General features: G+C 55.9%; 21 protein-coding genes. 16 read left to right on the top strand and 5 right to left on the bottom strand.

Going from position 1 to position 24,010, the window contains the following annotated elements; translation table 11 throughout:
• Positions 1-1,151: transposase (locus tag C6I21_RS09175; protein WP_142393245.1), on the top strand; the 1,151-nt coding region annotated here is incomplete at its 5' end.
• On the opposite strand, the gene C6I21_RS09170 is transcribed toward C6I21_RS09175, so the two are convergent.
• Positions 1,118-2,041: an accessory Sec system S-layer assembly protein gene (locus tag C6I21_RS09170; protein ID WP_105959157.1), complete on the bottom strand. Its 924-nt coding sequence runs from the start codon at positions 2,039-2,041 to the stop codon at positions 1,118-1,120. The genes C6I21_RS09175 and C6I21_RS09170 overlap by 34 nt on opposite strands.
• A gap of 13 nt (positions 2,042-2,054) precedes the next feature.
• Positions 2,055-4,436 carry an accessory Sec system translocase SecA2 gene (gene secA2, locus C6I21_RS09165; RefSeq protein WP_105959156.1) on the bottom strand — a complete coding sequence of 794 codons (2,382 nt, stop codon included), beginning with the start codon at positions 4,434-4,436 and terminating at the stop codon, positions 2,055-2,057.
• 266 nt (positions 4,437-4,702) lie between these two features.
• Here secA2 and C6I21_RS09160 point away from each other — a divergent pair, with 266 nt between their 5' ends.
• The 5 genes from C6I21_RS09160 to C6I21_RS09140 all read left to right on the top strand — a co-directional run bounded on the left by C6I21_RS09160 (position 4,703) and on the right by C6I21_RS09140 (position 11,266).
• A complete protein-coding gene (locus C6I21_RS09160; RefSeq protein WP_105959155.1) occupies positions 4,703-5,428 on the top strand; it encodes a WecB/TagA/CpsF family glycosyltransferase in 726 nt (241 codons plus the stop codon).
• The gene (locus C6I21_RS09155; RefSeq protein ID WP_105959154.1) at positions 5,425-6,996 is read left to right on the top strand and encodes a putative polysaccharide biosynthesis protein; all 1,572 of its coding nucleotides are present in this window, start codon (positions 5,425-5,427) and stop codon (positions 6,994-6,996) included. The genes C6I21_RS09160 and C6I21_RS09155 overlap by 4 nt, the downstream gene beginning before the upstream one ends.
• A gap of 12 nt (positions 6,997-7,008) precedes the next feature.
• Positions 7,009-8,913 (top strand): DUF5693 family protein, encoded by a 1,905-nt coding sequence (locus C6I21_RS09150; protein ID WP_105959153.1) that lies wholly within the window; start codon positions 7,009-7,011, stop codon positions 8,911-8,913.
• On the top strand, positions 8,910-9,968 hold the full coding sequence (gene csaB / locus C6I21_RS09145) for a polysaccharide pyruvyl transferase CsaB (protein WP_105959152.1): 1,059 nt from the start codon (positions 8,910-8,912) through the stop codon (positions 9,966-9,968). The genes C6I21_RS09150 and csaB overlap by 4 nt, the downstream gene beginning before the upstream one ends.
• Positions 9,969-10,204: 236 nt before the next feature.
• A complete protein-coding gene (locus tag C6I21_RS09140) occupies positions 10,205-11,266 on the top strand; it encodes a glycosyltransferase family 4 protein (RefSeq protein ID WP_105959151.1) in 1,062 nt (353 codons plus the stop codon).
• A 726-nt stretch (positions 11,267-11,992) separates the two neighbouring features.
• On the opposite strand, the gene C6I21_RS09125 is transcribed toward C6I21_RS09140, so the two are convergent.
• Together C6I21_RS09125 and C6I21_RS09120 are read right to left on the bottom strand one after the other, a co-directional pair.
• Positions 11,993-13,024 carry an LCP family glycopolymer transferase gene (locus tag C6I21_RS09125; RefSeq protein WP_105959148.1) on the bottom strand — a complete coding sequence of 344 codons (1,032 nt, stop codon included), beginning with the start codon at positions 13,022-13,024 and terminating at the stop codon, positions 11,993-11,995.
• A 208-nt stretch (positions 13,025-13,232) separates the two neighbouring features.
• Positions 13,233-13,529 (bottom strand): helix-turn-helix domain-containing protein, encoded by a 297-nt coding sequence (locus C6I21_RS09120; RefSeq protein WP_105959147.1) that lies wholly within the window; start codon positions 13,527-13,529, stop codon positions 13,233-13,235.
• Positions 13,530-13,654: 125 nt separating this feature from the next.
• Here C6I21_RS09120 and C6I21_RS09115 point away from each other — a divergent pair, with 125 nt between their 5' ends.
• The gene (locus tag C6I21_RS09115; RefSeq protein WP_105959146.1) at positions 13,655-14,233 is read left to right on the top strand and encodes a hypothetical protein; all 579 of its coding nucleotides are present in this window, start codon (positions 13,655-13,657) and stop codon (positions 14,231-14,233) included.
• Here the strand turns inward: C6I21_RS09115 and C6I21_RS09110 are convergent.
• Positions 14,228-14,887, bottom strand: a complete 660-nt coding sequence (locus C6I21_RS09110; RefSeq protein ID WP_105959145.1) for a YigZ family protein — start codon at positions 14,885-14,887, stop codon at positions 14,228-14,230. The two genes, C6I21_RS09115 and C6I21_RS09110, sit on opposite strands and share 6 nt — an antisense overlap.
• A 375-nt stretch (positions 14,888-15,262) precedes the next feature.
• On the opposite strand from C6I21_RS09110, the gene C6I21_RS09105 reads away from it, so the two are divergent.
• From C6I21_RS09105 to flgM, 9 genes are all read left to right on the top strand, one after another.
• On the top strand, positions 15,263-16,396 hold the full coding sequence (locus C6I21_RS09105; RefSeq protein WP_105959144.1) for a sensor histidine kinase: 1,134 nt from the start codon (positions 15,263-15,265) through the stop codon (positions 16,394-16,396).
• 30 nt (positions 16,397-16,426) lie between these two features.
• Complete coding sequence (locus C6I21_RS09100) at positions 16,427-17,119, top strand: response regulator (protein ID WP_105959143.1); 693 nt, start codon at positions 16,427-16,429, stop codon at positions 17,117-17,119.
• A 415-nt stretch (positions 17,120-17,534) separates the two neighbouring features.
• Positions 17,535-18,422 carry a DegV family protein gene (locus C6I21_RS09090; RefSeq protein ID WP_245411584.1) on the top strand — a complete coding sequence of 296 codons (888 nt, stop codon included), beginning with the start codon at positions 17,535-17,537 and terminating at the stop codon, positions 18,420-18,422.
• Between the two features lie 112 nt (positions 18,423-18,534).
• Positions 18,535-19,854: a helicase-related protein gene (locus tag C6I21_RS09085; RefSeq protein WP_105959141.1), complete on the top strand. Its 1,320-nt coding sequence runs from the start codon at positions 18,535-18,537 to the stop codon at positions 19,852-19,854.
• Positions 19,851-20,516: a ComFC family protein gene (locus C6I21_RS16190; RefSeq protein WP_142393244.1), complete on the top strand. Its 666-nt coding sequence runs from the start codon at positions 19,851-19,853 to the stop codon at positions 20,514-20,516. The genes C6I21_RS09085 and C6I21_RS16190 overlap by 4 nt, the downstream gene beginning before the upstream one ends.
• A gap of 67 nt (positions 20,517-20,583) precedes the next feature.
• On the top strand, positions 20,584-21,018 hold the full coding sequence (locus C6I21_RS09075; protein ID WP_105959139.1) for a TIGR03826 family flagellar region protein: 435 nt from the start codon (positions 20,584-20,586) through the stop codon (positions 21,016-21,018).
• 625 nt (positions 21,019-21,643) lie between these two features.
• Complete coding sequence (locus C6I21_RS16520) at positions 21,644-21,829, top strand: hypothetical protein (protein ID WP_181186194.1); 186 nt, start codon at positions 21,644-21,646, stop codon at positions 21,827-21,829.
• Positions 21,830-21,889: 60 nt separating this feature from the next.
• Positions 21,890-22,882: an NERD domain-containing protein gene (locus C6I21_RS09065; protein WP_105959137.1), complete on the top strand. Its 993-nt coding sequence runs from the start codon at positions 21,890-21,892 to the stop codon at positions 22,880-22,882.
• An 859-nt stretch (positions 22,883-23,741) separates the two neighbouring features.
• Positions 23,742-23,999, top strand: a complete 258-nt coding sequence (flgM, locus tag C6I21_RS09055; RefSeq protein WP_105959135.1) for a flagellar biosynthesis anti-sigma factor FlgM — start codon at positions 23,742-23,744, stop codon at positions 23,997-23,999.
• The last annotated feature ends 11 nt before the right edge of the window (positions 24,000-24,010 follow it).

The following is a 24,010-nucleotide window of genomic DNA, read 5'->3' as shown; positions in this document are numbered from 1 at the left end:
AACACATGGAACAACACCTCGAGAAGAAAATAAAAGAGATGACGGATCAAATGGACGCCTCGAAAGACACAACAGTACGGAAACAGCTTCGATCCGATCGGAAAGAACCGAAACAAGCATTGAAAAACGTACGCGATTTTATCGAACGAAAGCAGAAATATGCGCGTGATCTTGCGATCATGCAACAACGCAACAGTTACTCGAAAACAGATCATGATGCCACTTTTATGCGTATGAAAGATGACTATATGAAGAATGGCCAGTTGAAGGCTGGATACAATATTCAACTCGCAACAGAAGGGCAATATGCGCTTGCTTACGATGTGTTTCCTAATCCGACAGATGTCCGCACACTAGCGCCGTTTCTTTCAACGATTGAAGAAAAGTTCTTTTCCCTCCCTACATATCTTGTTGGAGATGCAGGGTATGGGAGTGAAGAAAACTATAAAACGATCCGATCTGCGTACGATTCGATTCCATTAGTCACGTATTCCATGTTCCGAAATGAGAAGTCGAGAGCCTTTAAGAAAAATGCCTATCACGTTCAAAATTGGCCTTATGATGAAAAAACGGATCAATTTACGTGTCCAACTAATAAACAAGTAACCTTTCAATATGTCAGTAAACGCAAAGACAAGGCAGGATTTGAACGGAGTTTCCGCGTTTACGAATGTGAGAGCTGCCAGGAGTGCCCTGTCCGAAGTTACTGTACCAAAGCAGCAGAAGGTCGGAACCGACAGGTTCGGATCAACACAGAATGGGAAAGTCACAAACAAATGATTCGTGACCTGCTTTCAAATGAAAAAGCTAGTTCTGTCTACGCGAAACGCAAAGTAGACGTGGAACCAGTTTTTGGATTTTTGAAGGCTAATTTGCGTTTCACTCGCTTCTCTGTTCGTGGAACAGAGAAGGTGAAAAACGAAATTGGATTTGCCTTCATGGCCGTTAACCTGAGGAAGTACCAGGCTTCCTCAGGTTATTTTGGTCCCTATGATAAGAAAAGGAGAATCGATTCGCGCATCGATTCTCCTTTTTACATGTTTAGAAGGCTTTTGTCTCAGCCTCTAAATAGAGACTTTTTCAGCGGCCCCCTTGTCGGCGTGCGCGTTATTCCCACTTATCCGTTCGTTTTCTGCCGGTTCGGCGGGTAGGCCTTCCAGCGGGAGAGATCCGGGTTGTCCTTCAACAGCATGGCCTGCGGGAAAACGAAGTTCCACGGCGTGCTCGTGTTCGCCTTTACGTGAAGCTTCGGATCCATCTTGAATCCGCCTTTGGCGATAATGTCCCCTTCCGCGTCCTCAACCTGCAGCGGCAGCTGTTCCAGGTTGATGTTTTTCTCGCCGCCGTTCCGGACGAGAAGCGTGACGTGCAGCTCCTGCTGCTCATCGAGAAGCGTCGCTTTCAGCCCGAGGAAGTTTACCTCACCGTGCTTCGGCGGCTCCATGTTATCGACGACGTTCTCCAGCTTTTTCTGCTCCTCTACAGCGAGGGACCGTTTCCAGGAGTCCGTCAGCTCGAGCGAGTGTTTCCGGGAGGACGGCTTCAGCTGAAACGCAAGCTTCCATCCTTTCTGCGGCACCGAATCGGCAAACAGATCCTTTGCTGTGAACGGAAACGTCCACGGACGGCTGCTGTTCGGCGGCATCTCGCCGAGTTTACTCAGATCGAATTCTTTTCTGCCGAGGATGGAATCATCGGTATCAAGCAGGACGATGACGGCGTTTTCCAGCTTGATCTTTTTGTTGATGCTGTGGCGGACGAACGCGTTGAAGTTGAACGTGCCGTCCTCCTGCTTGTCCACGTTAATGCCGTACAGGGAGAGCTGATTCGGCTTCAGCGGCTCGCATTCCATATTTAAAAAGCGGAACGCGTAGATATCCTCTTCCGGCAGGTTCCAGGAAGGGTGGATCGACAGCTCTGTTTCCACACTCTCTTCGCTGCTTTCCCCGCTCTCCTGAAGCATCTCCTCGGATGAAACCGAGGATTCGGATCCTTCCAGTTCCAATTCGTCCTTGTTCTTTTTATTAAAAAATGGCAGCATGCTGTTTCCTCCTTCAGGCTTTGTTCGTTTTCTCTTCCGGATGAAGCATTGGGCGAAGCGGACGCTGAATGTTCATCGCGACATCGCGCTGGATCATATCGAACGTTTTCTGGAAAATCTCGTATCCTTCCCGGAGGTAGATACGGAGCGGGTCTTCCTGCTGGTAGCTCCGCAGGCCGATGCCTTCTTTCAGGCGGGCCATGTCATCCAGGTGGCCGAGCCAGCGGATATCGATCGTCATAAGAAGCACCTGCTTCGCTTCCTGCTGCAGACGCAGGTTCGACGCGTGCGTTTCAATAAACGCAATATACTTCTCACACGCCTCGGACACCATGTCGTGAACATCCTGGGCGCTTTCCGCATCTTCCGGCCGGATATCGATCCGCTCATACGGCAGAAGGTGGTTCAGCCGGCTGTTCAATCCTTCGAGATCCCACTCCTCCGGCAGCTGAAAGTCCGGGCAGTACGTTTCCGTTACAGACTGGGACGCTTTCCGGATCATCTCCAGTGCGTACGGCAGCGGACGACGGTCTTCCATAATATTGTTTCTGAGCTTATAGATCACATCGCGCTGTTCGTTAATAACGTCATCCAGCTTCAGCGTATATTCCCGCTGCGCGTAGTTCGCATCTTCACACATGCGCTGAACCTTCTCAATAAACTGCGCCGCTTCTTTATCATGAATCAGGCCGTCCGGATCCGCGGTCAGCGATGCCTGCCACTGCTCCAGCTCCTCCCGGGCGAACCGCTTCATCATGTCATCTTCAATCGAAATGAAAAACTTCGTCGTTCCCGGATCGCCCTGACGCCCGGAGCGTCCGCGGAGCTGATTGTCAATGCGGCGGCTCTCGTGCTTTTCCGTCCCGAGCACATACAGACCGCCGAGTTCCGCAGCTCCTTCACCGAGCATAATGTCGGTACCTCGGCCCGCCATGTTCGTCGCGATCGTCACCTGCCCTTTCTGGCCGGCAAGCGAAATCAACTTTACCTCCTGGTCCACACTCTTCGCGTTCAGGATTTCGTAGGGAATCTCTTTTTCATCCAGATAGGAAGCGATCGTTTCCGATTGGATGATGGACGTCGTTCCGACGAGCACCGGCTGCTGCCGGTCGTATAGTTCGCGTACTTTGCGGCCTACTGCCTGGTACTTCTGCTCGACAGTAAAGTAAATGCTGTCTTCGAGATCCTCGCGCTGCCGCGGCTTGTTCGACGGAATATCGATGACGGCCATGCCGTACAGCTGCTGAAATTCCTGCTTTTCCGTTTTCGCCGTTCCGGTCATCCCGGAGATGGATGGGTACAGCCGGAAATAGTTTTGGATCGTGACAGACGCCTGGGTTTTGTTTTCTTCTGTAATCTCCAGGCCTTCCTTCGCTTCAATCGCCTGGTGCAGCCCGTCACTCAGCGTCCGGCCTTCCATGACGCGTCCGGTAAACATGTCGACGAGTTTCACTTCACTGTCATCAATAATATACTCCACGTCCCGGTGGAACATAACGCGGGCCCGGAGTGCCTGGATGACGTAGTGGTACAGCGTCTGATGCTCCAGATCATACAGGTTGTCGACACCGAAGGCGCGCTCCACTTTTGTAATGCCCGTATCCGTAAACGTTACCGAACGTGCTTCGCGGTCGTAAATGTAGTCTTTCTCTTCTGTGAAACTTTTCGACAGGCGGGCACAGATATGATACAGGTTCGGCCGCACGCTCGTTTTGCCGGCGATGATAAGCGGCGTTTTCGCCTCGTCGATTAAGATACTGTCGATTTCATCGATGATCGCATAGTGGTACGGCCGCTGGCGCACGCGTTGATGCACGGCGAACACCATGTTGTCGCGCAGGTAGTCAAACCCGAACTCTGCCCCGACACCGTACGTGATATCCGCCGCATAGGCAGCCTGCTTCTCGACCGGAGAAAGGCCGTTGATATTCAGCCCGACCTCCAGCCCGAGAAATTCGTGCAGCTGACCGATCATTTCCCGGTCGCGGCGCGCTAAGTATTCGTTAACGGTAATAACATGGACACCTTTTCCTTCGAGCGCTTTCACGTAGCTTGGCAGGGAAGCGACGAGCGTTTTACCTTCGCCGGTGGCCATTTCCGCAATGTCGTTATCGAGAAGCGTGAATCCGCCCATCAGCTGCACATCGTAGTGGCGCTGACCGAGAACGCGCTTCGCTGCTTCGCGGACGACAGCAAACCCTTCGACCCGGAGATCGCTTACCGTTTCGCCTTCTTCCACGCGCTCTTTAAAGGTTTCTGTCTTCTGCTTCAGTTCCTCATCACTCAGTTTTTCCAGTTCCGGTTCCAGCTGATTGACCGCTTCTACTAATTTTTCATATTTTTTTAGACGGCGCTCTTGTTCGTCGCCGATCACTTTTTTCACAAAATTCAACATCAGGCTCTCTCCTTCATCCAGTCAGGATGGGTATATTCCGGATTGTTCCGCACCGTCCAGTATAGCACGAACGGCGTTCCTTTTGGTTTTCCGATTGGAAAATGAATCAATCGAAGGAGCGGCGGGAAGCGCCGTGGAAAAACGGGATCCTGCCTGCCCGGGGAGGGGGAGGAGGCTTAAACCAGTGCGGCTCTCCCATTCCCATAGGTGGGATATTTTGATATGATGCAAAGGAGTAAATTTCAGAGAAGTTGGTGAACCTTTTCATGGACCGTATTAATATAGTGAACATCCCCTTTGTGAAAACGACGCTCGATGACATGGCGAAGACGCTCGTTCTGCATGCCCAGCGGCAGGAGAAGGCGTTCGTCGTCACGGCGAACCCTGAAATCGTCATGAAAGCAGATCAGGATCCGAAATACAAAGAAGCGGTACTGACAGCAGATTACATAACGGCCGACGGCATCGGCATCGTCAAAGGCGCGCAGCTGCTCGGAGAGAATCTTCCGGAGCGGGTGGCAGGCTTTGACCTGTTCATGCGCCTTCTGGCAACGGCCAATGAGATGGAGCAGTCGGTCTACTTTCTCGGCGCGTCCGACGACGTGCTGCAGAAAACGCTGGCCGTTGTCGAAACGGAATTTCCAAACATCCGCATCGCCGGCAGCCACCACGGCTTTTTCGACTGGGAGGATTCCCAAATTCCAGATGAGATTAAGCGGGAGAAGCCGGACTATGTGTTCGTGGCGCTCGGCCTTCCGCGCCAGGAGCAGTGGATTGCGTCCCACATCGATCAGTTCGACCACGGCGTCTTTATGGGCATAGGCGGAAGCTTCGACGTCCTTGCAGGTGAAGTGAAGCGCGCGCCCGCGTTCTGGCAGAAGCTGAACCTGGAATGGTTTTACCGTCTCGCGATGCAGCCGTCGCGCGTCAAGCGCATGGGCGCACTGCCGCAGTTCGGGCTCCGCGTCCTTCGGGAACGAATGAAGCGATGAGCTCCAACTTTATGAAAGGAGCGCTGATCATCACGGCAGCATCGCTCCTTTCCAAGCTTCTCGGCAGTCTGTTCCGCATTCCCCTGCAGAATATTGCAGGGGATGATGTTTTCGGTATTTTCTCCATCGTCTATCCGGTATATATGGCGGTGCTCATTTTATCGGTGGCGGGCATTCCGCTCGCCATTTCCAAACTGATTGCCGAAGCGCGGGCAGCCGGCGATGATACCGGGATCCGCCACATTTTTGTGACGGCCTCGATTCTCGCCGCATCGATAGGGACGGGAATGTTTCTTCTGCTCGCAGCCGTTTCGGTGCCGCTGTCGGTACAGCTCGGCGGCGCGTTTACGCTGCCGGCGCTTCTCGTCGTCTCGGCAACGCTTCTCGTCGCCCCGTACATGGCCGTCTACCGCGGTTTTTTCCAGGGATACGATGATATGCGGCCGACGGCGCTGTCACAGGTGCTCGAGCAGTTTGTCCGTGTCTTTTTCATTCTCTTATTCGCTTTTATTCTAACCGTCCAGGGGTACGGAGCTCCGGCCGTTGCCGGCGGCGTCATGACCGGCTCCATTCTCGGGGCGCTCGCCTCGCTCGTCTACCTGAGGCGGTTCTATCAAAAAAGTCCGGTCCGCCCGAAAAAAGCGGAACGGTATACCGGAAAGGACTTCCGGAAGTGGAGTAAGACGATTCTTGCCGTGGCGCTTCCGATCTGTGTCGGGGCGCTCGCGCTTGCGATCGTCAATTTCATTGATTCGATGTCGGTGCCGCAGCAGCTGCGTGCGATCGGCGTGCCGGATCTGGAAGTGGCGGCGCAGTACGGTTACTACGGGCGCGGGATTGCGCTCGTGCAGATTGCGGTTGTGTTTGCGCAGGCGCTCATTCTTCCCCTCATTCCGCTGATTACGGCGGCGATGGCGGAGGGGAAGGCAGAGCGTACGGCGCTTATTACCGAGCAGGCGCTCAAGTTTATGCACGTCACGTCGTGGCCGGCGGCGGTCGGACTGTTTGTGCTGACGGTACCGCTGAACTATGCGCTGTTCGGTGATACGATGGCGAGTGACGTGCTTGCGGTCGTGCATTTGAGTGCGGCGGCGACGGCGTTTGCGATTTTGACGACCGGGATTCTGCAGGGGATGAACCGCCAGCTGTATTCGGCGGGGATCGTTGCGGCGGTGTCGGTCGTGAAAGTCGGCTTGAACATCGTGCTGATTCAGTATTTCGGTTTGATCGGGGTCGCATGGTCGACGCTTGCGGCGTACGTGCTGCTTACGGTCTGGAACGTGTGGCTGATGAAGAAAACGGCAGCGTTCAAGCTGTGGGGGAACAGAGAAGGCCGGATTATGCTGGCGGCTGTTCTCATGGGGGCGCTTGTGTATGCGCCGTCCTTCTGGATCGATGCAGCGTCGCTTTCCCGGCCGATGGCGCTCCTGTATGTGCTCGTATTAATGGGGGCGGGCGGTGTCGTCTACGGCGTGCTGCTGTTGGTATTCAGGGCAATGAAAGAAGAAGAGCTTCGCAGAATTCCAGTGATCGGCGGGAGACTTGCCCGGCTGACGCGGACATCATAAGGAGAGGTATTTGTGATTAAAAAGAGTTTATGGGGCATTATTTTCGTCGTCATGCTCATCTCCATCCCGTTTCTCTGGGAGCGTATTTCGGTGGAGGAAGCAAATGATCAGTACGAAGTAACGGTGCCGTTTCAGGATATTGATGCGATGGTCCGCGATACCGGGCTGGATGAAGGCCAGGTGTACAGCTCGCTCACCGAGGGAGAGGGGATTCAGTCGGTGGCCGTGGAGCCGTTGACGCTCGGTGATCTCCGCCAGATGGATTTAATCGAATACGTGTCCACAGGTCAGCTGATTCAGCTGTACGACGTGGAGCGGGAGGATGTGCCTCAGGAAACCGGGATTTACCTGGAGCTGATTGAGCCGGAGCACCGCCTCGTCGAACCGATTGAGGAAGTCTTGAACTACGGCCGGGAAGAATACGGCATTGAAGTGGAGCGCATGGAGATTGAAGGCGATGAGTTTCTGTACGTGCCGTTCGGCTCGGGCAGAACGTTAAACGAGCCGATCACCTTTGATCTGGATGCGATCGAAGAGATCCGCTCCTACGACCTCGGGATCGTGCCGCGCTTAGCGGACAATTTCTACACCGAGGAAGAAAACCACGTTCTGTTTGAGCAGCTGGAGGAGTTTTCGTCAGATGCCGACTACATGCTGTTTGAAGGCGTTGAAGTCGTCGGCGTCGGCGAGCCGGACATCACCGAAGCGGTGGCGGAACGGTTTAACAGCCTGGACCTCGGTATCGTCATGATCGAAGCGGGGGAGCAGGCCGGCTTCGGTACATTAAACGAAAAACTCGACCGGGAAACGGTCCGCCTGCACAGCATGACGCTCGGAAAGGCGTTTGATCCGACGGAATACACCGAGGTGTACCGCGGGGCGCGTGCCGTGCAGGAGCGGAACATTCAGATGCTCTACGTCAACATACTGAATCACGCAGCCGGCGAATTTTATTACTCGCCGCAGGAGGCGCTTGATTCGCTTGAGACAACGCAGTCGTTTCTGGATGACCTGCACCGCCGCACGGCCGGCGAACCTGGGCAGGCAGAGCCGTATGAGACGTTTTCGTCCCCGCTCTGGTTTGAGCTGCTCGTGCTTCTAGCCGCAGCCGCTTTCACCGGACTCGCTGCCTGCTGGGCCCACCGAAAACTGGCACTTCCTGCCGCCGGTGCAGCACTCGTCATTTTCTGGGCTGTGGCTGTGCTGCAGATCGATATGCTCATGAAAGGGATCGTGCTGGCGCTTGCCGTCATCGCGCCTGCCTACGCGATTCTGTCGCTCCAGCAGCCGGCAGGTAGAAAAATGGCGTTTGTCAGCTATTTGAAAGGCGCGGGCATCGCGTTAACGGGTGCCTGGTTCGTCATTACGCTCTTATACGGATCCGATTACGTCATGCATCTCGACATGTTCCGCGGCGTGAAAATTCTGTCCGTGGCACCGCTTCTTATTACGGCCGTCATTTTTGTCGGCTACCGCTGGCTGAAAGAACCGGTAAAGTTCTGGCATCTCGTCGTCTTAGGCGGTGCCGGCGGTCTCGCACTGTTCTACGTGTCGCGGACCGGAAATGCCGGAACAGCGCTGCCATTTGAACTCGAAGCGCGGCAGGCACTCGAGAATCTGTTCGGCGTCCGCCCGCGGACGACCGAGTTCCTGATCGGACTGCCCGTTTTCCTTCTCGGCCTGTACATGTGGGCCGACAAAATTAAGTATTCGTGGTTCCTGCTGCTCGGCGGGGCGCTCGCCTTCAGCTCCATGGTCGGCACGTTCACGCACCTGCACACACCGCTGCTCGTCTCGCTCACACGCACCGGGCTCAGCCTCGTGCTCGGCGCCATCATCGGCCTCGTGCTCATCGGCCTGTATGAACTTGCGAAACGATTCATCTATCCAGCTGTAAAGGAGAGATTCCTGCCATGAAAATCGTCCTGTCCGGATACTTCGGCTTCGACAACGCCGGAGACGAAGCCATCCTGCACTCCATGATCCACGCTTTCCGCGACGAACGTCCGGATGTCGTTATTACCGTCCTCTCCAACCAGCCGGAGAAAACGAAGCAGTCTTACGGGGTCGATGCCGTGAACCGCTGGAACCTGAAGGAAGTCATCGGAGCTGTCCGATCGGCCGACCGCCTGATAAGCGGCGGCGGCAGTCTGCTGCAGGATAAAACGGGACCGAAGAGTGTTCTGTACTACTGCGGAGTCATGGCGATTGCGCACGTGCTGCGGACGCCGGTAACGGTCTACGCCCAGGGGATCGGGCCGCTCGCTTCCCGGGCTTCCCGTCTGCTGACACGGCAGACCATGAAAAAAGTCGATCAGCTGACCGTCCGTGACGAAGCATCCCGCGCGCTGCTCCGTGAGATCGGCGTGGAAAACGACATCGATGTCGTTCCGGATCCGGTGCTCGGCATGAATCCGGAAGTGATCCGTGCTGCGCCGGATGCGGACTACATCGCCGTTTCGGTACGCAGCTGGCCGTCCGGACGAGCCCACCTCCGTAAAATCGCAGGCACGCTCGATAGGCTTCTGGAAGAAGGGGAGCGGATTGTGTTTCTGCCGATGCACGGGGAGGAGGATGCGCGTGCTGCATCCCAGGTGCTTGCGTCGATGAAGCATTCCGGGCATGAGAACGTACGCGTACTCGATGCCGATGCACCGCTTGAAGAGAAGCAGCGGACCGCTGCGGAGGCGAAGCTCGTCGTCGGCATGCGGCTTCATGCGCTCATCTTTGCCGCGGCCGGCTACACGCCGTTTACACCGATTTCCTACGATCCGAAAATCGATGCGTTCGCCTCCCTCTGCGGGCAGCCCGTACCGGTGCACGTGGAGGAGGACAACTGGGAAAGCAGTGATTTAACAGCCGCCGTTCATGAAGCGCTGGACCAGCGGGACACGCGTCAGCGCGCGCTGGCAGCGTACGTAACGCCGGCGAAAGAAGCCGTGCAGAAGCTTGCAGCAGCCGTCGTTTCATAATCTTTGACAGTTCAGGGCCGGGAAGATAAGACTTCCGGCCCTGTTTTTTACTGCCTGAAATGGGTAATCTTCTAAAGGGAAGTAAAAAACTGGGCGGAGCATCCTTTGGTGCAGCCTGGATTCGTGTTATACTCGCAGTTGGATTAAAAAACGATGTAACGTTTCTGCCCGATTAACGTCAAATGATACGGAACACTGGACGCGGCCGGACCGCCGTGAACGAAGGAGTGACACACTTGGAATATATCTACATGTTTCTTGGATGCTTTATTGCAGCCATTCTGCTCACACCTGTCGTCAAAAAACTGGCAGTAAACATCGGAGCAGTCGACAAACCAAATCAGCGTAAAGTACATCAAAAAATTATGCCCCGCCTCGGCGGCCTTGCCATTTACATGGCGTTTCTGATCGGCATGCTTGTCTCGATGCCGGACAGTCCGTATTTCTGGCCGATTCTGACGGGTGCCACGATCATTATCATTACAGGTGTCCTCGATGACATGTATGAACTCTCCGCCAAGGTGAAGCTGCTCGGCCAGATCGCCGCGGCATCGGTCGTCATTTCCGGCGGCGTCTACGTGGAATTCATCAACCTGCCGTGGGACGGCGTCCTGCAGCTCGGTCTGCTCGGCGTGCCGCTAACGCTTCTGTGGATTGTCGGTATTACGAACGCCATCAACCTGATCGACGGCCTCGACGGCCTAGCAGCCGGCGTCTCGTCGATCGTCCTCGCGACGATCACGGCGATCGCCATTATCGACGGAAACATGTTCATTATCGCGCTGGCTTCCATGCTTCTTGCCAGCACGCTCGGATTTCTGTTCTACAACTTTAACCCGGCGTCGATCTTTATGGGTGACACCGGCGCACTGTTTCTCGGCTACATGATCTCGGTCGTATCGCTTCTCGGATTTAAGAGTGTCACGCTGTTTTCACTCCTTATCCCGATCGTGATTCTCGCGGTACCGATCTCGGATACGTTCTTTGCCATCATCCGCCGCCTCGTGCACAAGCAGCCGCTGTCGGCGCCTGACAAGTCGCACATGCACCACTGCTTCCTGCGGATGGGCTACTCGCACAAAAAGTCCGTGCTCGTCATTTACGGCATCAGCGCCTTCTTCGGACTGGCCGCCGTCGTACTGACGCAGTCAACGCTGTGGGGAACGGTCATCATCACGCTCGTCGTGCTGTTTGCGATCGAACTGATCGCCGAGCTCGTCGGCCTGATCCACGCCGAATACCGGCCGGTGCTTAACATCATCGACCGCATCACCGGCGTCCGCCGCACCACACCATAAGCAAAATGAACCGCCTCCCGGCTGAACGGGAGGCGGTTTTTCTTTGGGCGGATGGCTGCGGCGGGGAGCGGCCGCAGCGGTTGTATGGGGGTTTGGTTTTGCGCGGAGTCCCACTACGGCAGGGGCCAGTCCCATAGCGGCGGCTGCGAGTCCCATAAGTCAGGGGGGCATTCCTATAACAGGAGTGTCCATTCTCACAGCCGCCGGAAAGTCCCACTTCCAGTACTCAGATTCCCATTTCTCCCGCACGGATTCCCACAACGCACCGGCAGAGTCCAACTTCCCTCCATCCACCGGCCGCCACACCCCGGCGGCCCCGCTGATCCAAGCCGTATGCTGTTCGAAGGCAGATGACTGCGGCGGGGAGCGGCCGCAGCGGTTGTATGGGGGTCGGAGTCCCACTACGGCAGGGGCCAGTCCCATAGCGGCGGCTGCGAGTCCCATAAGTCAGGGGGGCATTCCTATAACAGGAGTGTCCATTCCCACAGCCGCCGGAAAGTCCCACTTCCAGTACTCAGATTCCCATTTCACCCGCACGGATTCCCACAACGCACCGCCAGAGTCCAACTTCCTCTCATCCACCGGCAGCGGCAGAAACCCCGCTGCCCCTATGTCCAAAACCGCCCACCGCACGAAGGTGGAGGCGGGCGCCTCCCAGCACGTGCTCACTTCCGCCTCCACACAAAAAAGCCCTTCCGCTGCGCGCAGAAGGGCTATCCTTAATTGTTATTCGGTTTCTTCGTTATCGTTTTCCTCATCGTCCGACTCGTCTTCATCCGGGCCGTCTTCCAGCTCCAGGTGACGTCGGAGCTCTGTGGAGATCTCCTCCACCGACGCATCCGTCAGCTCGTAGTAATAAATGTTGTTGTACGTCGCGTGGTTTCCTTCAAAATTAATCGATTCAATGCTGTCCATGCTCGTCGCGTAGCTGTGCATGCCGACGATGTCATTGAACGACAGGTTCGTCTTCAAGTGCTCCTCGAGGCTGCCCATCACATCATCAAAGCGCGTAATCGAACGGAACGAAGCACCTTTACGCATCAATGCTTCCAGCACCTGCTGCTGACGCTCGCCGCGGCCGATGTCGCCTTCCGGATCCATCTTCCGCATCCGTGCGTAAGCGAGTGCTTCTTCGCCGTCCAGTGTCTGCTCGCCTTCTTCGATCTCAATCGCACCCGGATTGTCATCGCTGTCCATTTCCGTAAACGCCATCGGCGAATCAACCGTTACACCATCGAAAATATCGACGATTTCCACAAACGACACGAAGTTCAGCGTTACGAAATAATCCACCGGAATATCAAGCAGGCCTTCAATTGTATCAATCGTCAAATCCACACCATCATACGCGTGGGCATGATTGATCTTATCCTCGCCGCGCCCCGGAATATCCACGAGCGTATCCCGCGGAATGCTCAGTACCTTGACCGAACCTTCCTCCTGATTGAACGTCGCCAATAAAAGCGCATCCGAACGCCCGCTTAAATCGCCGTCACGGTCATCCACACCGAGGAACAAAATCGACACATTGTCACTCGACGGCGTCACCGCCTCCTCGCGCATTTCCGAACGCTCCCCGCGCTCCAATTCCTGACTCGCACTCGTCGTCACATTATTCAGCTGTGTCGCCATATAAGCCGCCGCGCCCCCTGCCGTCACAAGCAGCAGCACAAACACAATCATCATTATCTTCACAAACCGGCGGAACGGCGAACGCTTCTTCCGTCCCCGCTTCATATCTACTCTCGATTGAACCATTACCCAATCTCCTTTACCGTTAGCTTCCTCTACTGCATCAACAGACGCCAATTCAGAAGAAACGTTACAAAACTTCTTTCATCATAGCGGATAATTCCAAAACTGTAAATCAGGAAAACGACGCATTTTCCATTAAATCCCCGTTTTTGGCACGACAAAACGGCCGGGTCTGTGCACAACGCACAGGCCGGCCGGCAGAGACAGCGTATTACTCGGCGTTCTTCCGCTCTTTCCGGTATACCTCCAGCATCTCGGCAACGAGCGTTTTCTCCGCTTCCGTCTGCGGAAGGAGGCGGCTTTCGCCGCGTTCGATCCCGAACAGCTCATCCAGCGTCACATCGAACAAGCGGCTCAAAGCGACGAGCGTTTCCGCATTCGGCTCCCTGATGCCCTTTTCATAATTGCTGATCGTACTTTTGCTGAGCTGCAGCTTTTCAGCAAGCTCCTGCTGCGTCCATTCCTGCTTCCGGCGGAAGGAGCGGATGCGTTCTCCAATCATTTGCATGGGCGATCACCTGAACTGAAAATAGCATACAATAAGCGAAATCAGGCGGAAGTTGACAATAGGTGTTTAAAGTCCACAAAACGTGAACTATACTAAAGAAAACAGAAACAGAAAGGAAACGTCGCATGAAGCCTTCAATGTACCAGCTTTATAAAGGAAAGAATGTGATCGCTTCAGGGAAATGGAGCAGCGTTCCGCGCGGGGGAAGAGCGGCGCTTTCACAGTATGAGAAAACCGGAGCCAGCGGGGATATCTCCTGGAACGTCCAGGAGACAGTTATAGACGACATCCGCCTCGTCACACTCCACTGGGCAGAGGTCCCGGCGGTGAAGCCGGTTCTGTTTCCGGCATTGCTCGCTGTATGGGAGCGGCTTCTCGCCGGGGAAAAGGAGCTGTCTGTTGAAGGGAACGTGCCGGGAGTCTTCGTGTTTGCGGACAGCGTCGATGCCCGGCGGCTGTTTCTGCTTCTGGCAGATTCGTTTCAGCGGAAAACAGAGGTTCAGTGCCGACAGAAGGAAACGGGGATCCGCATTCTTCTGCAGGGCGCTTTTCTGCCGGCGGACGTGCTCGCCCAGGCAGAGGAGGAAGCCGTGCGCTGCGGGTGGAAGCTGTATGGAGGACTGCATGGCCTCGAGCTGACGCTTCCGGTGATGGAGCATACAAAAACCGCCGGAAGCATTTCCTCCGGCGGTCAACGTCTATAAGCGCTTGTCCCGTTTAAACGGAACCGGCGTTTCCAGGTATTCCACGCCGTCACGCGAAAAGGACGCCCGGCCGCTCGTCAGATCCTGAATCCATCCTTCAAACGTGTCCTCTTCGCCTGCAGGCACCCAACAGGTGAGGCGGACGTTTTCTTCGTAGGCGATTTCCTTTAACGGATAGCTGCTCGACGAGCGGACTTCGTTTTCCACTTTGCCGAGCATGCTGTAATCAAACGTGGCGGAGAGGACGGTCGACAAATCGCGGCGTACGAGGCCGGTTTCTTCAAGCCCCGCGCTCACAGCAGATCCGTAGGCGCGGATCAGTCCGCCTCCGCCGAGCTTGATGCCGCCGAAGTAGCGTGTGACGAGGACGCACGTATCTTTTAAGCCGCGCTTTTTCAACACTTCCAGCATCGGCACGCCGGCTGTTCCGGACGGCTCGCCGTCATCGTCGGCTTTCTGGATTAGATCGTGTTCTCCGATCATATAGGCCGAACAGTTATGGTTGGCACCCGGATGGGCAGCCTTGATTTCGGCAATGAACGCCTGGGCGTCTTCGGCGGTTTCCGTGCGTTTGACAAAGGCAAGAAAGCGTGACTTTTGAATGACTATTTCCGCTTCCCCGTAGGGTTGGACGGTTTCATAGGTGGTCAGCATGGGTCGGCTCCTTTAATGAAAATAGCGCCCGATTTGACTAGCGCTTAAGTCGGATTGTAAAAAAATATAGAAAAGTAGGGTAAAGGCGAGGAAAATGGCTCTTATTAGGGTATGATGGAATATGAGATACTGTCAAGCAGAGTATCTCCTCACGCTTGACCAAACGCCTTGAATAGGAGAAAATAGGTACAAGGCTAGATATTTCAGGAAGTAGTTTTCAACATTTCGACACGTTCCTGGAAAATGAATTTTCATTCATGAAGCCTGTGGATGAATCTTTTGTACAAACGGGTGTGACTATACCCCCATAAACGGTGTCTGCCGCACGAGTCATATGGATGCAGGCAGAACTGCAGCAGAAAGAGAGGGGTCATTATGAGCTCTCTGGAAGCCATGGAGACCGTCCTGAGCCACATGATGGACACAGTGGCCACTAGCAAAGAGCAGATCTTTGACATCGGGGAGGACTCCCGTCAGGAATATGACTCGTTGAAAAAAGAACTGGAAATCATCAAAGCGCAGGTCATTGAAGTGATAGAGGAAGGCGAGAAGGCAGAAATCCGGTCCCGCCGGGCGAGAAACCGGCTTGCTGAAGTCAGTAAAAACTTTGAGGACTATGCCGATGAGGAAGTGCGCGAGGCGTACGAACAGGCGAATGATTATCAGGTGAAGCTCGCGGTCATGCAGCAGGAGGAAAAACAGCTGCGCCAGCGCCGCGACCAGATCGAACGCCGCCTCCTGAAGCTTCAGGAGACGATTGAGCGTGCCGATCAGCTGATCAATCAGATCAACGTAGTAATCAATTATTTGACGGGGGACCTGCAGCAGGTGTCCGATATGATTGCAGATGCCGAGCAGATGCAGAAGTTCGGCCTGCAGATTATTCAGGCACAGGAAGAAGAGCGGAAGCGGCTGTCGCGGGAGATTCATGATGGTCCGGCGCAGATGATGGCAAACGTCGCACTGCGTTCGGAAATCGTCGACCGCGTCATGGACAAGCAGGGAGTGGAGCAGGCGAGAGTCGAAATCCGCGACCTGAAGAAAATGGTGAAGGATTCCCTCGCTGAAGTCCGGCGGATCATTTACGATCTGCGGCCGATGACGCTCGATGACCTCGGCCTGCTGCCGACCCTGGTGAAATATTTAAAGAATGTCGAAGAGCGGAGCGGAATACACGTGGAGCTGACGAATCTCGGTAAAGAGATCCGGTATCCGCCGGAAATGGAAGTTGCCATTTTCCGCTTCGTGCAGGAAGCCGTGCAGAATGCAGTAAAGCATTCCGGAGCCGATGCCATCCGGGTCAAACTGGATGTAAAAGACAATTTAGTCACCGCGGTGATTAAAGACAACGGCAGAGGCTTCGACCTCGACCAGAAAAAAGAAGGCAGCTTCGGTCTGGTCGGCATGAAAGAGCGCATCAACATGCTCGACGGCAAAATCAGTATTGAGTCCAGTCCCGGAAAAGGGACGCTCATCATTGTGCAGATTCCCATCGATTCCGAAGAATAACGAAGCCAACTACGCAGGAGGAATGGAATTATGGAAAATAAACTACGCATTGTCCTAATAGATGACCACCAGCTTTTCCGTGAAGGGGTCAAGCGGATCCTTTCCATGGAAGACAGCTTTGAAGTTGTCGCCGAAGGAAACGACGGCAACGAAGTACTCGACCTCGTCCGCCAGAACCAGCCGGACGTCGTGCTCATGGATATTAACATGCCGGCAGTCAACGGCATGGAAGCAACAAAAACGCTCGTCGAAACGTTCCCGAATGTGAAAGTACTCATTCTTTCCATCCACGACGACGAAACGTACGTCACCCACGTGCTCAAGACAGGCGCCTCCGGCTACCTTCTTAAAGAGATGGACACCGAAGCACTCATCGAAGCCGTGAAAGTCGTCGGCGAGGGCGGTGCGTATATCCACCCGAAAGTCACGTACAACCTCATTAAAGAATACCGCCGTCTGGCAAGCGACGGCGGAGGCGAAACCGAAGTCGGCTTCCGCGAAGTCGAATACCGCCGCCCGCTGCACCTTCTGACGCGCCGCGAGTGCGAAGTACTGCAGCTCATGACCGACGGCAAGAGCAACCGCGCCATCGGCGAAGCGCTCTATATCAGCGAAAAAACCGTCAAAAACCACGTCAGCAACATCCTGCAGAAGATGAACATGAACGACCGTACGCAGGCTGTCGTAGACGCCATCAAAAACGGCTGGGTCAAAGTAAACTGATCCATCCCAGAAAGCGCGCCGGATATCCGGTGCGTTTTTTGTTTTGAGCAGATGGCTGCGGCGGGTTGGGCCGCAGTGGTTGTTCGGGGTGTGGTTTCCGGCGGAGTCTCACTACGGCAGGGTGCAGTCCCATAACGGCGGCTCCCATTCCCATAACTCCTGCTGCGATTCCGATAACTCGGGTACCGATTCCCAAATGAGACGAAAAGTCCAGCTTCCGGTACTCACATTCCCACTTCTCCTGCACGGATTCCCACAACGGCACGGCAAAGTCCCACTTCCCTCCATCCACTGCCGCCACACACCGGCGGCCCCTCTGCCTCGAACGTGCCACAGGGAGGAAACAAAATAGACGCCGTCCCGCCGGCAAAAAACCACATTGTCCGTATAGACACGGCTGGCAGGGATTGGTACTATGAACAAACAGGATATTTTACGAAACGGGGATTACGCTATGAGCAGAGTTGCGATTGTGACAGACAGCACGGCCTATATACCGAAAGACGTGCGCGAGAAACACCACATCACGATGGTGCCGCTGAATGTCGTTTTCGGCGAAGAAACATACCAGGAAGAATGGGACATTACGACCGAAGACTTCTATTATAAAATGAAAACGACGGAGCAGCTGCCGACGACATCGCAGCCGAGCATCGGCCTGTTCGAGGAAACGTTCCGCGAACTCGGCGCCGAGCATGACGAAATCATCGTCATCACGCTGTCGAGCGGCATCAGCGGCACGTACCAGACCGCAACAGCTGCCGCAGAAATGTACGACGACCTGCCGATTCACATTTTCGACTCCGAAATCAGCTGCATGATCCAGGGCTTCTTCGCCCTCGAAGCCGCGCGTCTTGCGGAAGAAGGCCGGTCCGCTGCCGAGATCATGACGGAACTCCACAGCCGCCGGGAGAAAACACGCGCCTACTTCATGGCCGACGACTTAAGCCACCTGCACCGCGGCGGCCGGTTGAACGGCGCGCAGCTCTTTATCGGCAGCATGCTGAAAATCAAGCCGGTGCTCCATTTCGAAGACAAAAAGATCGTGCCGTTTGAAAAAGTGCGCACCGAGAAAAAAGCCGTCGCCCGCATGCGCCAGCTTCTCGACGAAGACGTGGACGAAAACGACCGCGTCCTCATCGCCGTCATTCACGGCAACTGCCCGGAAAAAGCCGAACCGATCGCAGACGATCTGCGGAGCCGCTACCCGAACGCGACCGTCTACATCAGCTACTTCGGCCCGGTCATCGGCACCCATCTCGGGCCGGGAAGCCTCGGCATCGGCTGGATGCACCAGAACTGATCGACATACCGGCGGCACCGGGGTCCGTCCCGCCGCCGGAAACTTTCCACTGAACGCCGACAAGCCCCATTACCCAAGGACCCTCCACTATAACGTATAGGGAGGTTTTTTCATGTTTCCACACCGACAGATCACCGCCGAAGAAGCAGCGCCCCACCTGGAGGCAGCCACCATCCGCCATGCCGAACAGCTGTTAAACGAAAACGACGCCATCACCCGCATCCCCGCGCAGAAAACAATCTGCATCCGCTGCGGCAATACCGACGCGGCGCTATTCGGCACGGTAAAAAACTGCGCGCGCTGCCATAAAGAATGCACGTACTGCCGCGCCTGCGTCGACATGGGCGCCATCCGCAGCTGCGCTTCGCTCTACACGCTCACCGATGCCCCGCACCGCCCCGAAGCCGGAAGCACGACGTGGGACGGGACCCTCACCCCGATGCAGCAGAACGCCGCCGATACACTCGTCCGCGGCTACGAAAAACGCCTGCCCGAACAGCTCCTCTGGGCGGTCTGCGGCGCCGGCAAAACTGAAATGCTCTTTCCCGTCATCACCCGCGCGCTCCAGGACGGCCCCGTTGCTCTCGCAGCCCCGCGCCGCGACGTCGTCCAGGAGCTCGCCCCGCGCCTCGCGTCCGCCTTTCCGAACGCGCGCGTGCACGCCCTTCACGGCGATATCCCTGCCGAAACGCGCTACACGACCGCCGACATCTACGTCGCGACGACCCACCAGCTCTTCCGGCTCGCACCCGTTTTCCCGCTCGTCATCATCGACGAAGTCGACGCCTTCCCCTACACCCTCGACGCCCGTCTGAAGAAAGCCGCCGCCCGCATCACCGCCCCCGGAGGCAGCCGGATCGACGTCACTGCCACCCCGTCACGAAACCAACGCCGCCTACAGAAAAGCGGAAAGCTTCCTGCAGCCGTCGTACCGAGACGGTTTCACGGCGCCGATCTCCCCGTTCCGCGTTTATCGTGGTGCCGCTGGCAGAAAGAAGCCGCCGCCGGAAGAGTCAGCGGGCCACTCCGTATCTTTCTGGAACGCCACGCAGACAGACCGGTGATGCTGTTCGTGGCGCACGTGGATGATCTGGAAACGGTGGCCTGTGCCGTCAACATTCTCCCGCGTACCGTCACGACAGTCCATGCCGGAGAGCCGGAGCGGTCTTCCAGAATCCATGCGTTCCGAAATGGGGACGTGGACGTGCTGGTGACGACGACGATTCTGGAGCGGGGCGTGACGATCCCTCGTGTACAGGTCGCCGTTTTATCCGCCGAGGCGGAGATCTTCACGGAGACGGCGCTCATTCAGATCGCGGGCCGGGCGGGGAGGAGCGCGTCGGAACCGTCGGGGGACGTGGCGTTTTTCCATGAAGGGGCCACGGTCGCGATGTGGCGCGCGGTGCGGACGATCCGGGAGCTGAACCGGTGAGCTGCCTCGTGTGCGGAAACCGTGTCGTCCCGCCGGCGGACTGGGTGACGGTGTTTCAGAAGCGGCCGCGGCTGTGTGCTTCGTGTACCTCGGGGCTGGAGCGGCTTCCGGTCGGATGTGACGTGTGCGGGCATCCGGGGGAGCGGTGTCCGGACTGCGCGGCGCGCGGGGAGGAGGCGGTGCGGCAGCGGTCGCTGTATGCGTATTCGGACGCGGTGCAGGAGGTGATGGCGCGGTTTAAGTACCGAGGGGATGCAGTGCTTGCGGAGGTGTTTGCGGCGAATCTCGCGCTGCTCTCTCGAAGGACGTTTGGGGCGGCGGTTGCTGTGCCGGTGCCACTTCACCCGGACCGGGAGTGGGAGCGCGGGTTCAATCAGGCGGCGCTTGTTGCTGCTGCTTTTCCGGACGTGCAGAAGTTATTGGTGCGGACGACGTTTTCCGAGAAGCAGAGCAAGTCATCGCGGGAAGGGCGGGAGGAGAATCTGGCGCTGGCGTTTGCGAAAGCTCCGGGGGCGGAACCGGGCAGGCGGCCAGTCGTTCTGGTCGATGATATTTATACGAGCGGTGCGACGATTCAGGCGGCGGCCGCAGTATTAAGGGAAGCAGGTTTTCGTGTCGCCGGGGCGGTGACGGCGGCGCGGGCGGTCAGGAAAATGGGATAAAAGGCTTCACATTTCGTCGGTTTCTGTCGATAGAAAGGATAGAGACCTGCGTGAAGGAGGAGACCCCATGCCCGAATTATCCAACTGCCCGAAGTGCGGCGGCGTGTTTGTCAAAGCGCTCCGCTCGGTATGTGAGAAGTGCCACCGTGAAGTCGAAGAGGATTTTGAGAAAGTATACAGCTTCATCCGCAGGCGGGAAAACCGCCGCGCGACGATGGAGGAAGTAAATGAAGCAACGGGCGTGTCGAAAGAGCAGATTGCGACGTTCGTACGCGAAGGCAGGATTCTTGCTTCGCAGTTCCCGGGACTGTCGTATCCGTGTGAATCGTGCGAGACGCCGATCCGCGAAGGCCGCCTCTGTGACGACTGCCGTAAAGGCATCACCGACGGACTCAAGACTCAGGAGCGCGAGCGATCGTTCCAGAACCGCAAAGACGAAACCGAAAAAAAGAAAAACGTCACCTACCACTCCCTCGGCGACCGCGTGAACCGCGACCGCTAGAAGGACAGAGCCCCCGGAAGGCACACAGCCTCCCGGGGGTGTTTTTCGTCTGCGGCAGAAATGGGAGACCGCAGGCTGGAGAGCGCCTGCCATCTGCTTCCGAACAGTGTGCTGTTTTCGGCAGAGGGCCGCCGGGGTGTGGCGGCTGGTGGATGGGGGCTTTGGGAGTGGACGTTTTTCGGAAGCAGCGGACCTTCTGCTGGAGATACGGACGTTTTGCATGGAGAAGTGGTACGTTTTTCACGAAGTGGACGTCCGTGCCTTCGTTACGGACGTCGAACGCCGCTTAACGAACGTCCGGCGGGGAGTTGTGATACATTCCACTATGAGAAGCGGACGTTTTTTCGAACGCCGATGGACTAGGAACCGCTGCGGCCAAACCTGCCGCAGCCCTCTGCTTCCAAACGGTGAACGGTTCGAAAGCAGAAGGGCCGACGGTGTGTGGCGGCCGGTTATTTTGGTTATTGTACGGAATTGGAAGACTGCGGGCTGGAAGGCGCCCGCCCCGGACTGAATCGGTGGACGGTTCGGGCAGAGGGGCAGCGCGGGGTGTGCTGCCGGTGGATGGGGAAGTGGACGTTTTTCGGAAGCAGCGGACTTTCTGCTGGAGATACGGACGTTTCGGATGGAGAAGTGGTACGTTTTTCACGAAGTGGACGTCCGTGCCCTCGTTACGGACGTCGAACGCCGCTTTACGAACGTTCAGCGGGGCGTTACGCTACATTCACCCATTAGAAGTGGACGTTTTTTCGAACGACGCCGGAAAGGACCGCTGCGGCCGACCCCGCCGCAGCCATCGACCAAACAATAAGTGGATTTCTTTTCCAGATAAACGTATAATAAAGTATCTTATATAAAAAGGGGTTTTCCAATGCAGCCATCTACCTACTCCCGCCCTTTTGTGTTAAAACAGTACGAAGCACTGCTCCGGCGCCTGCCTTTCTCCCACAGCAGCAGGCCGCAGATCGACTCCGATTATCAGAAATTCAAAGCCGGTTTCGCCGGTGAGCATTCCCTCAGCTATTATCTTCCCTACCTTCAGGAGAAAGCGGCCATTATCCAGGGGCTCCGCCTGCCTTCGACCTTTTCCGACCACTATTTTCAAATCGACCTTCTTTTGCTGTTTCCTTCATTTATATACATCGGTGAAGTGAAGCATATGAATGGTACGCTGGATTTTGATGTGAAAAACGGCCAGCTTCTCCGCACGAACAGTGAAGGGCAGAGTGGATTTTCCTGTCCGGTCGCGCAGGTGGACAGGCAGAAACGGGAGCTTGCGAAATGGCTGGAGGCGCACGGCTATCCGCGGATACCAATCGAAGCGGATGTGATTGTGTCGCATGAAAAAGCCGTTATCCGCGACGAACAGTGCCCGGAAAAGGTGTACCATTCGGCGAGAATGCTGTATCAGCTGGAAGAGTATATGAGGCACCACACGAAGCGGATGATGACTAAAGACAAGCAGCGGAAATTGATCGACACGCTTCAGAAAATGACGACGGAAAAGCGGCTTGATCTGTTGAGCAGGTATCAGATCAGCGTACAGGAAATACTGCGTCCGTTTCCATGCGCAGCGTGCGGAGCGAGAGACATGACCCGCAGGCGCGGTCGATGGCAGTGCCGCAGCTGCCGGAACATGACGAAAACAGCGCATCTCTACTATCTGCAGGATTTGTCCTGTCTGCTGGAGTCACCGATAAAGAAAAAGGAGCTGATGTCTCTTCTTTATATCAGTTCGCGAGCCACCTTGAACCGCACGGTGAATGACTTTTGGGAAAGAAGCAACGATCCATCTGCATTAAAGAGCGATGACATAGAAAGGCATATTGCGCACATAGAAAAACAGGACAGGAGAAAACGGTGAAAATCGATATGCACCGAAACAAAAAAAGCGGAGTCCAAAGAGGCTGCCGCTTCTTTTGTTTGGTCATAGGGGCAGCGGTCTTCGCTGCCGGTGGATGGGGAAGTGGACGTTTTCCGGAAGCAGCGGACTTTCTGCTGGAGATACGGACGTTTTGCATGGAGAAGTGGTACGTTTTTCACGAAGTGGACGTCCGTGCCTTCGTTACGGACGTCGAACGCCGCTTAACGAACGTCCGGCGGGGAGTTGTGATACATTCCACTATGAGAAGCGGACGTTTTTTCGAACGCCGATGGACTAGGAACCGTTGCGGCCAAACCTGCCGCAGCCCTCTGCTTCCAAACGGTGAACGGTTCGAACGCAGAGGGGCCGACGGTGTGTGGCGGCCGGTTATTTTGGTTATTGTACGGAATTGGGAGACCGCGGGCTGAGAGGCGCCCGCCCCCCGACCGAATCGGTGGACGGTTCGGGCAGAGGGGGCAGCGTGGGGTGCGCTGCCGGTGGATGGGGGCTTTGGGAGTGGACGTTTTTCGGAAGCAGCGGACTTTCTGCTGGAGATACGGACGTTTTGCATGGAGAAGTGGTACGTTTTTCACGAAGTGGACGTCCGTGCCCTCGTTACGGACGTCGAACGCCGCTTTACGAACGTCCGGCGGGGAGTTGTGATACATTCTACTATGAGAAGCGGACGTTTTTTCGAACACCGCCGAAAAGCCCCGAACCCCACCGCACCCCTCCATCCAAAAGAATCGGCGAAAAACTTAACATTTTGTCCCGGCCACCCGATACTAAAGGCAGAAGCATGGATGCGGATGATTTGCTATCATGGAAGAAATAGAAGAACCAGAGGAGGTGCGGAGCTGTGAAGATTAACCCGATGCAGTCGGTGAACGCCTACAAGAAGCTGCAGGAAGTGCAGCAGAAGCAGGAAAATAAGGCGCAGCAGAAATCGGACAAGCTCGAGATTTCCAGCGAAGCGATGAATATGGCGAAGACGAGTGAGTTTCAGGCCGCACGGCAGGAGCGCGTGGAAGCGCTGAAGCAGCAGGTGCAGGACGGTACGTACAAGCCGGACCCGATGCAGACGGCCCGGAACATGTACGACTTTTGGAATAAGTAAGCAGGAAAGGG

Origin of the sequence: Alkalicoccus urumqiensis (assembly GCF_002993335.1) — a bacterium.
Taxonomy (GTDB): domain Bacteria; phylum Bacillota; class Bacilli; order Bacillales; family Salisediminibacteriaceae; genus Alkalicoccus; species Alkalicoccus urumqiensis.
The sequence above is the reverse complement of the archived record's forward strand: the minus strand, read 5'-3'. Positions and strand labels throughout refer to the sequence as shown.

Coding starts and splice junctions, on each gene's coding strand:
- C6I21_RS09085 (WP_105959141.1), top strand. CDS start 18,535: ATGTTTCCACACCGACAGATCACCGCCGAAGAAGCAGCGCCCCACCTG.
- C6I21_RS09075 (WP_105959139.1), top strand. CDS start 20,584: ATGCCCGAATTATCCAACTGCCCGAAGTGCGGCGGCGTGTTTGTCAAA.
- C6I21_RS09120 (WP_105959147.1), bottom strand. CDS start 13,529: ATGCAAATGATTGGAGAACGCATCCGCTCCTTCCGCCGGAAGCAGGAA.
- C6I21_RS09160 (WP_105959155.1), top strand. CDS start 4,703: ATGGACCGTATTAATATAGTGAACATCCCCTTTGTGAAAACGACGCTC.
- C6I21_RS09105 (WP_105959144.1), top strand. CDS start 15,263: ATGAGCTCTCTGGAAGCCATGGAGACCGTCCTGAGCCACATGATGGAC.
- C6I21_RS16520 (WP_181186194.1), top strand. CDS start 21,644: ATGGAGAAGTGGTACGTTTTTCACGAAGTGGACGTCCGTGCCCTCGTT.
- C6I21_RS09155 (WP_105959154.1), top strand. CDS start 5,425: ATGAGCTCCAACTTTATGAAAGGAGCGCTGATCATCACGGCAGCATCG.
- C6I21_RS09170 (WP_105959157.1), bottom strand. CDS start 2,041: ATGCTGCCATTTTTTAATAAAAAGAACAAGGACGAATTGGAACTGGAA.
- C6I21_RS09090 (WP_245411584.1), top strand. CDS start 17,535: ATGAACAAACAGGATATTTTACGAAACGGGGATTACGCTATGAGCAGA.
- C6I21_RS09125 (WP_105959148.1), bottom strand. CDS start 13,024: ATGGTTCAATCGAGAGTAGATATGAAGCGGGGACGGAAGAAGCGTTCG.
- C6I21_RS09100 (WP_105959143.1), top strand. CDS start 16,427: ATGGAAAATAAACTACGCATTGTCCTAATAGATGACCACCAGCTTTTC.
- C6I21_RS09065 (WP_105959137.1), top strand. CDS start 21,890: ATGCAGCCATCTACCTACTCCCGCCCTTTTGTGTTAAAACAGTACGAA.
- C6I21_RS09110 (WP_105959145.1), bottom strand. CDS start 14,887: ATGCTGACCACCTATGAAACCGTCCAACCCTACGGGGAAGCGGAAATA.
- secA2 (WP_105959156.1), bottom strand. CDS start 4,436: ATGTTGAATTTTGTGAAAAAAGTGATCGGCGACGAACAAGAGCGCCGT.
- csaB (WP_105959152.1), top strand. CDS start 8,910: ATGAAAATCGTCCTGTCCGGATACTTCGGCTTCGACAACGCCGGAGAC.
- C6I21_RS09115 (WP_105959146.1), top strand. CDS start 13,655: ATGAAGCCTTCAATGTACCAGCTTTATAAAGGAAAGAATGTGATCGCT.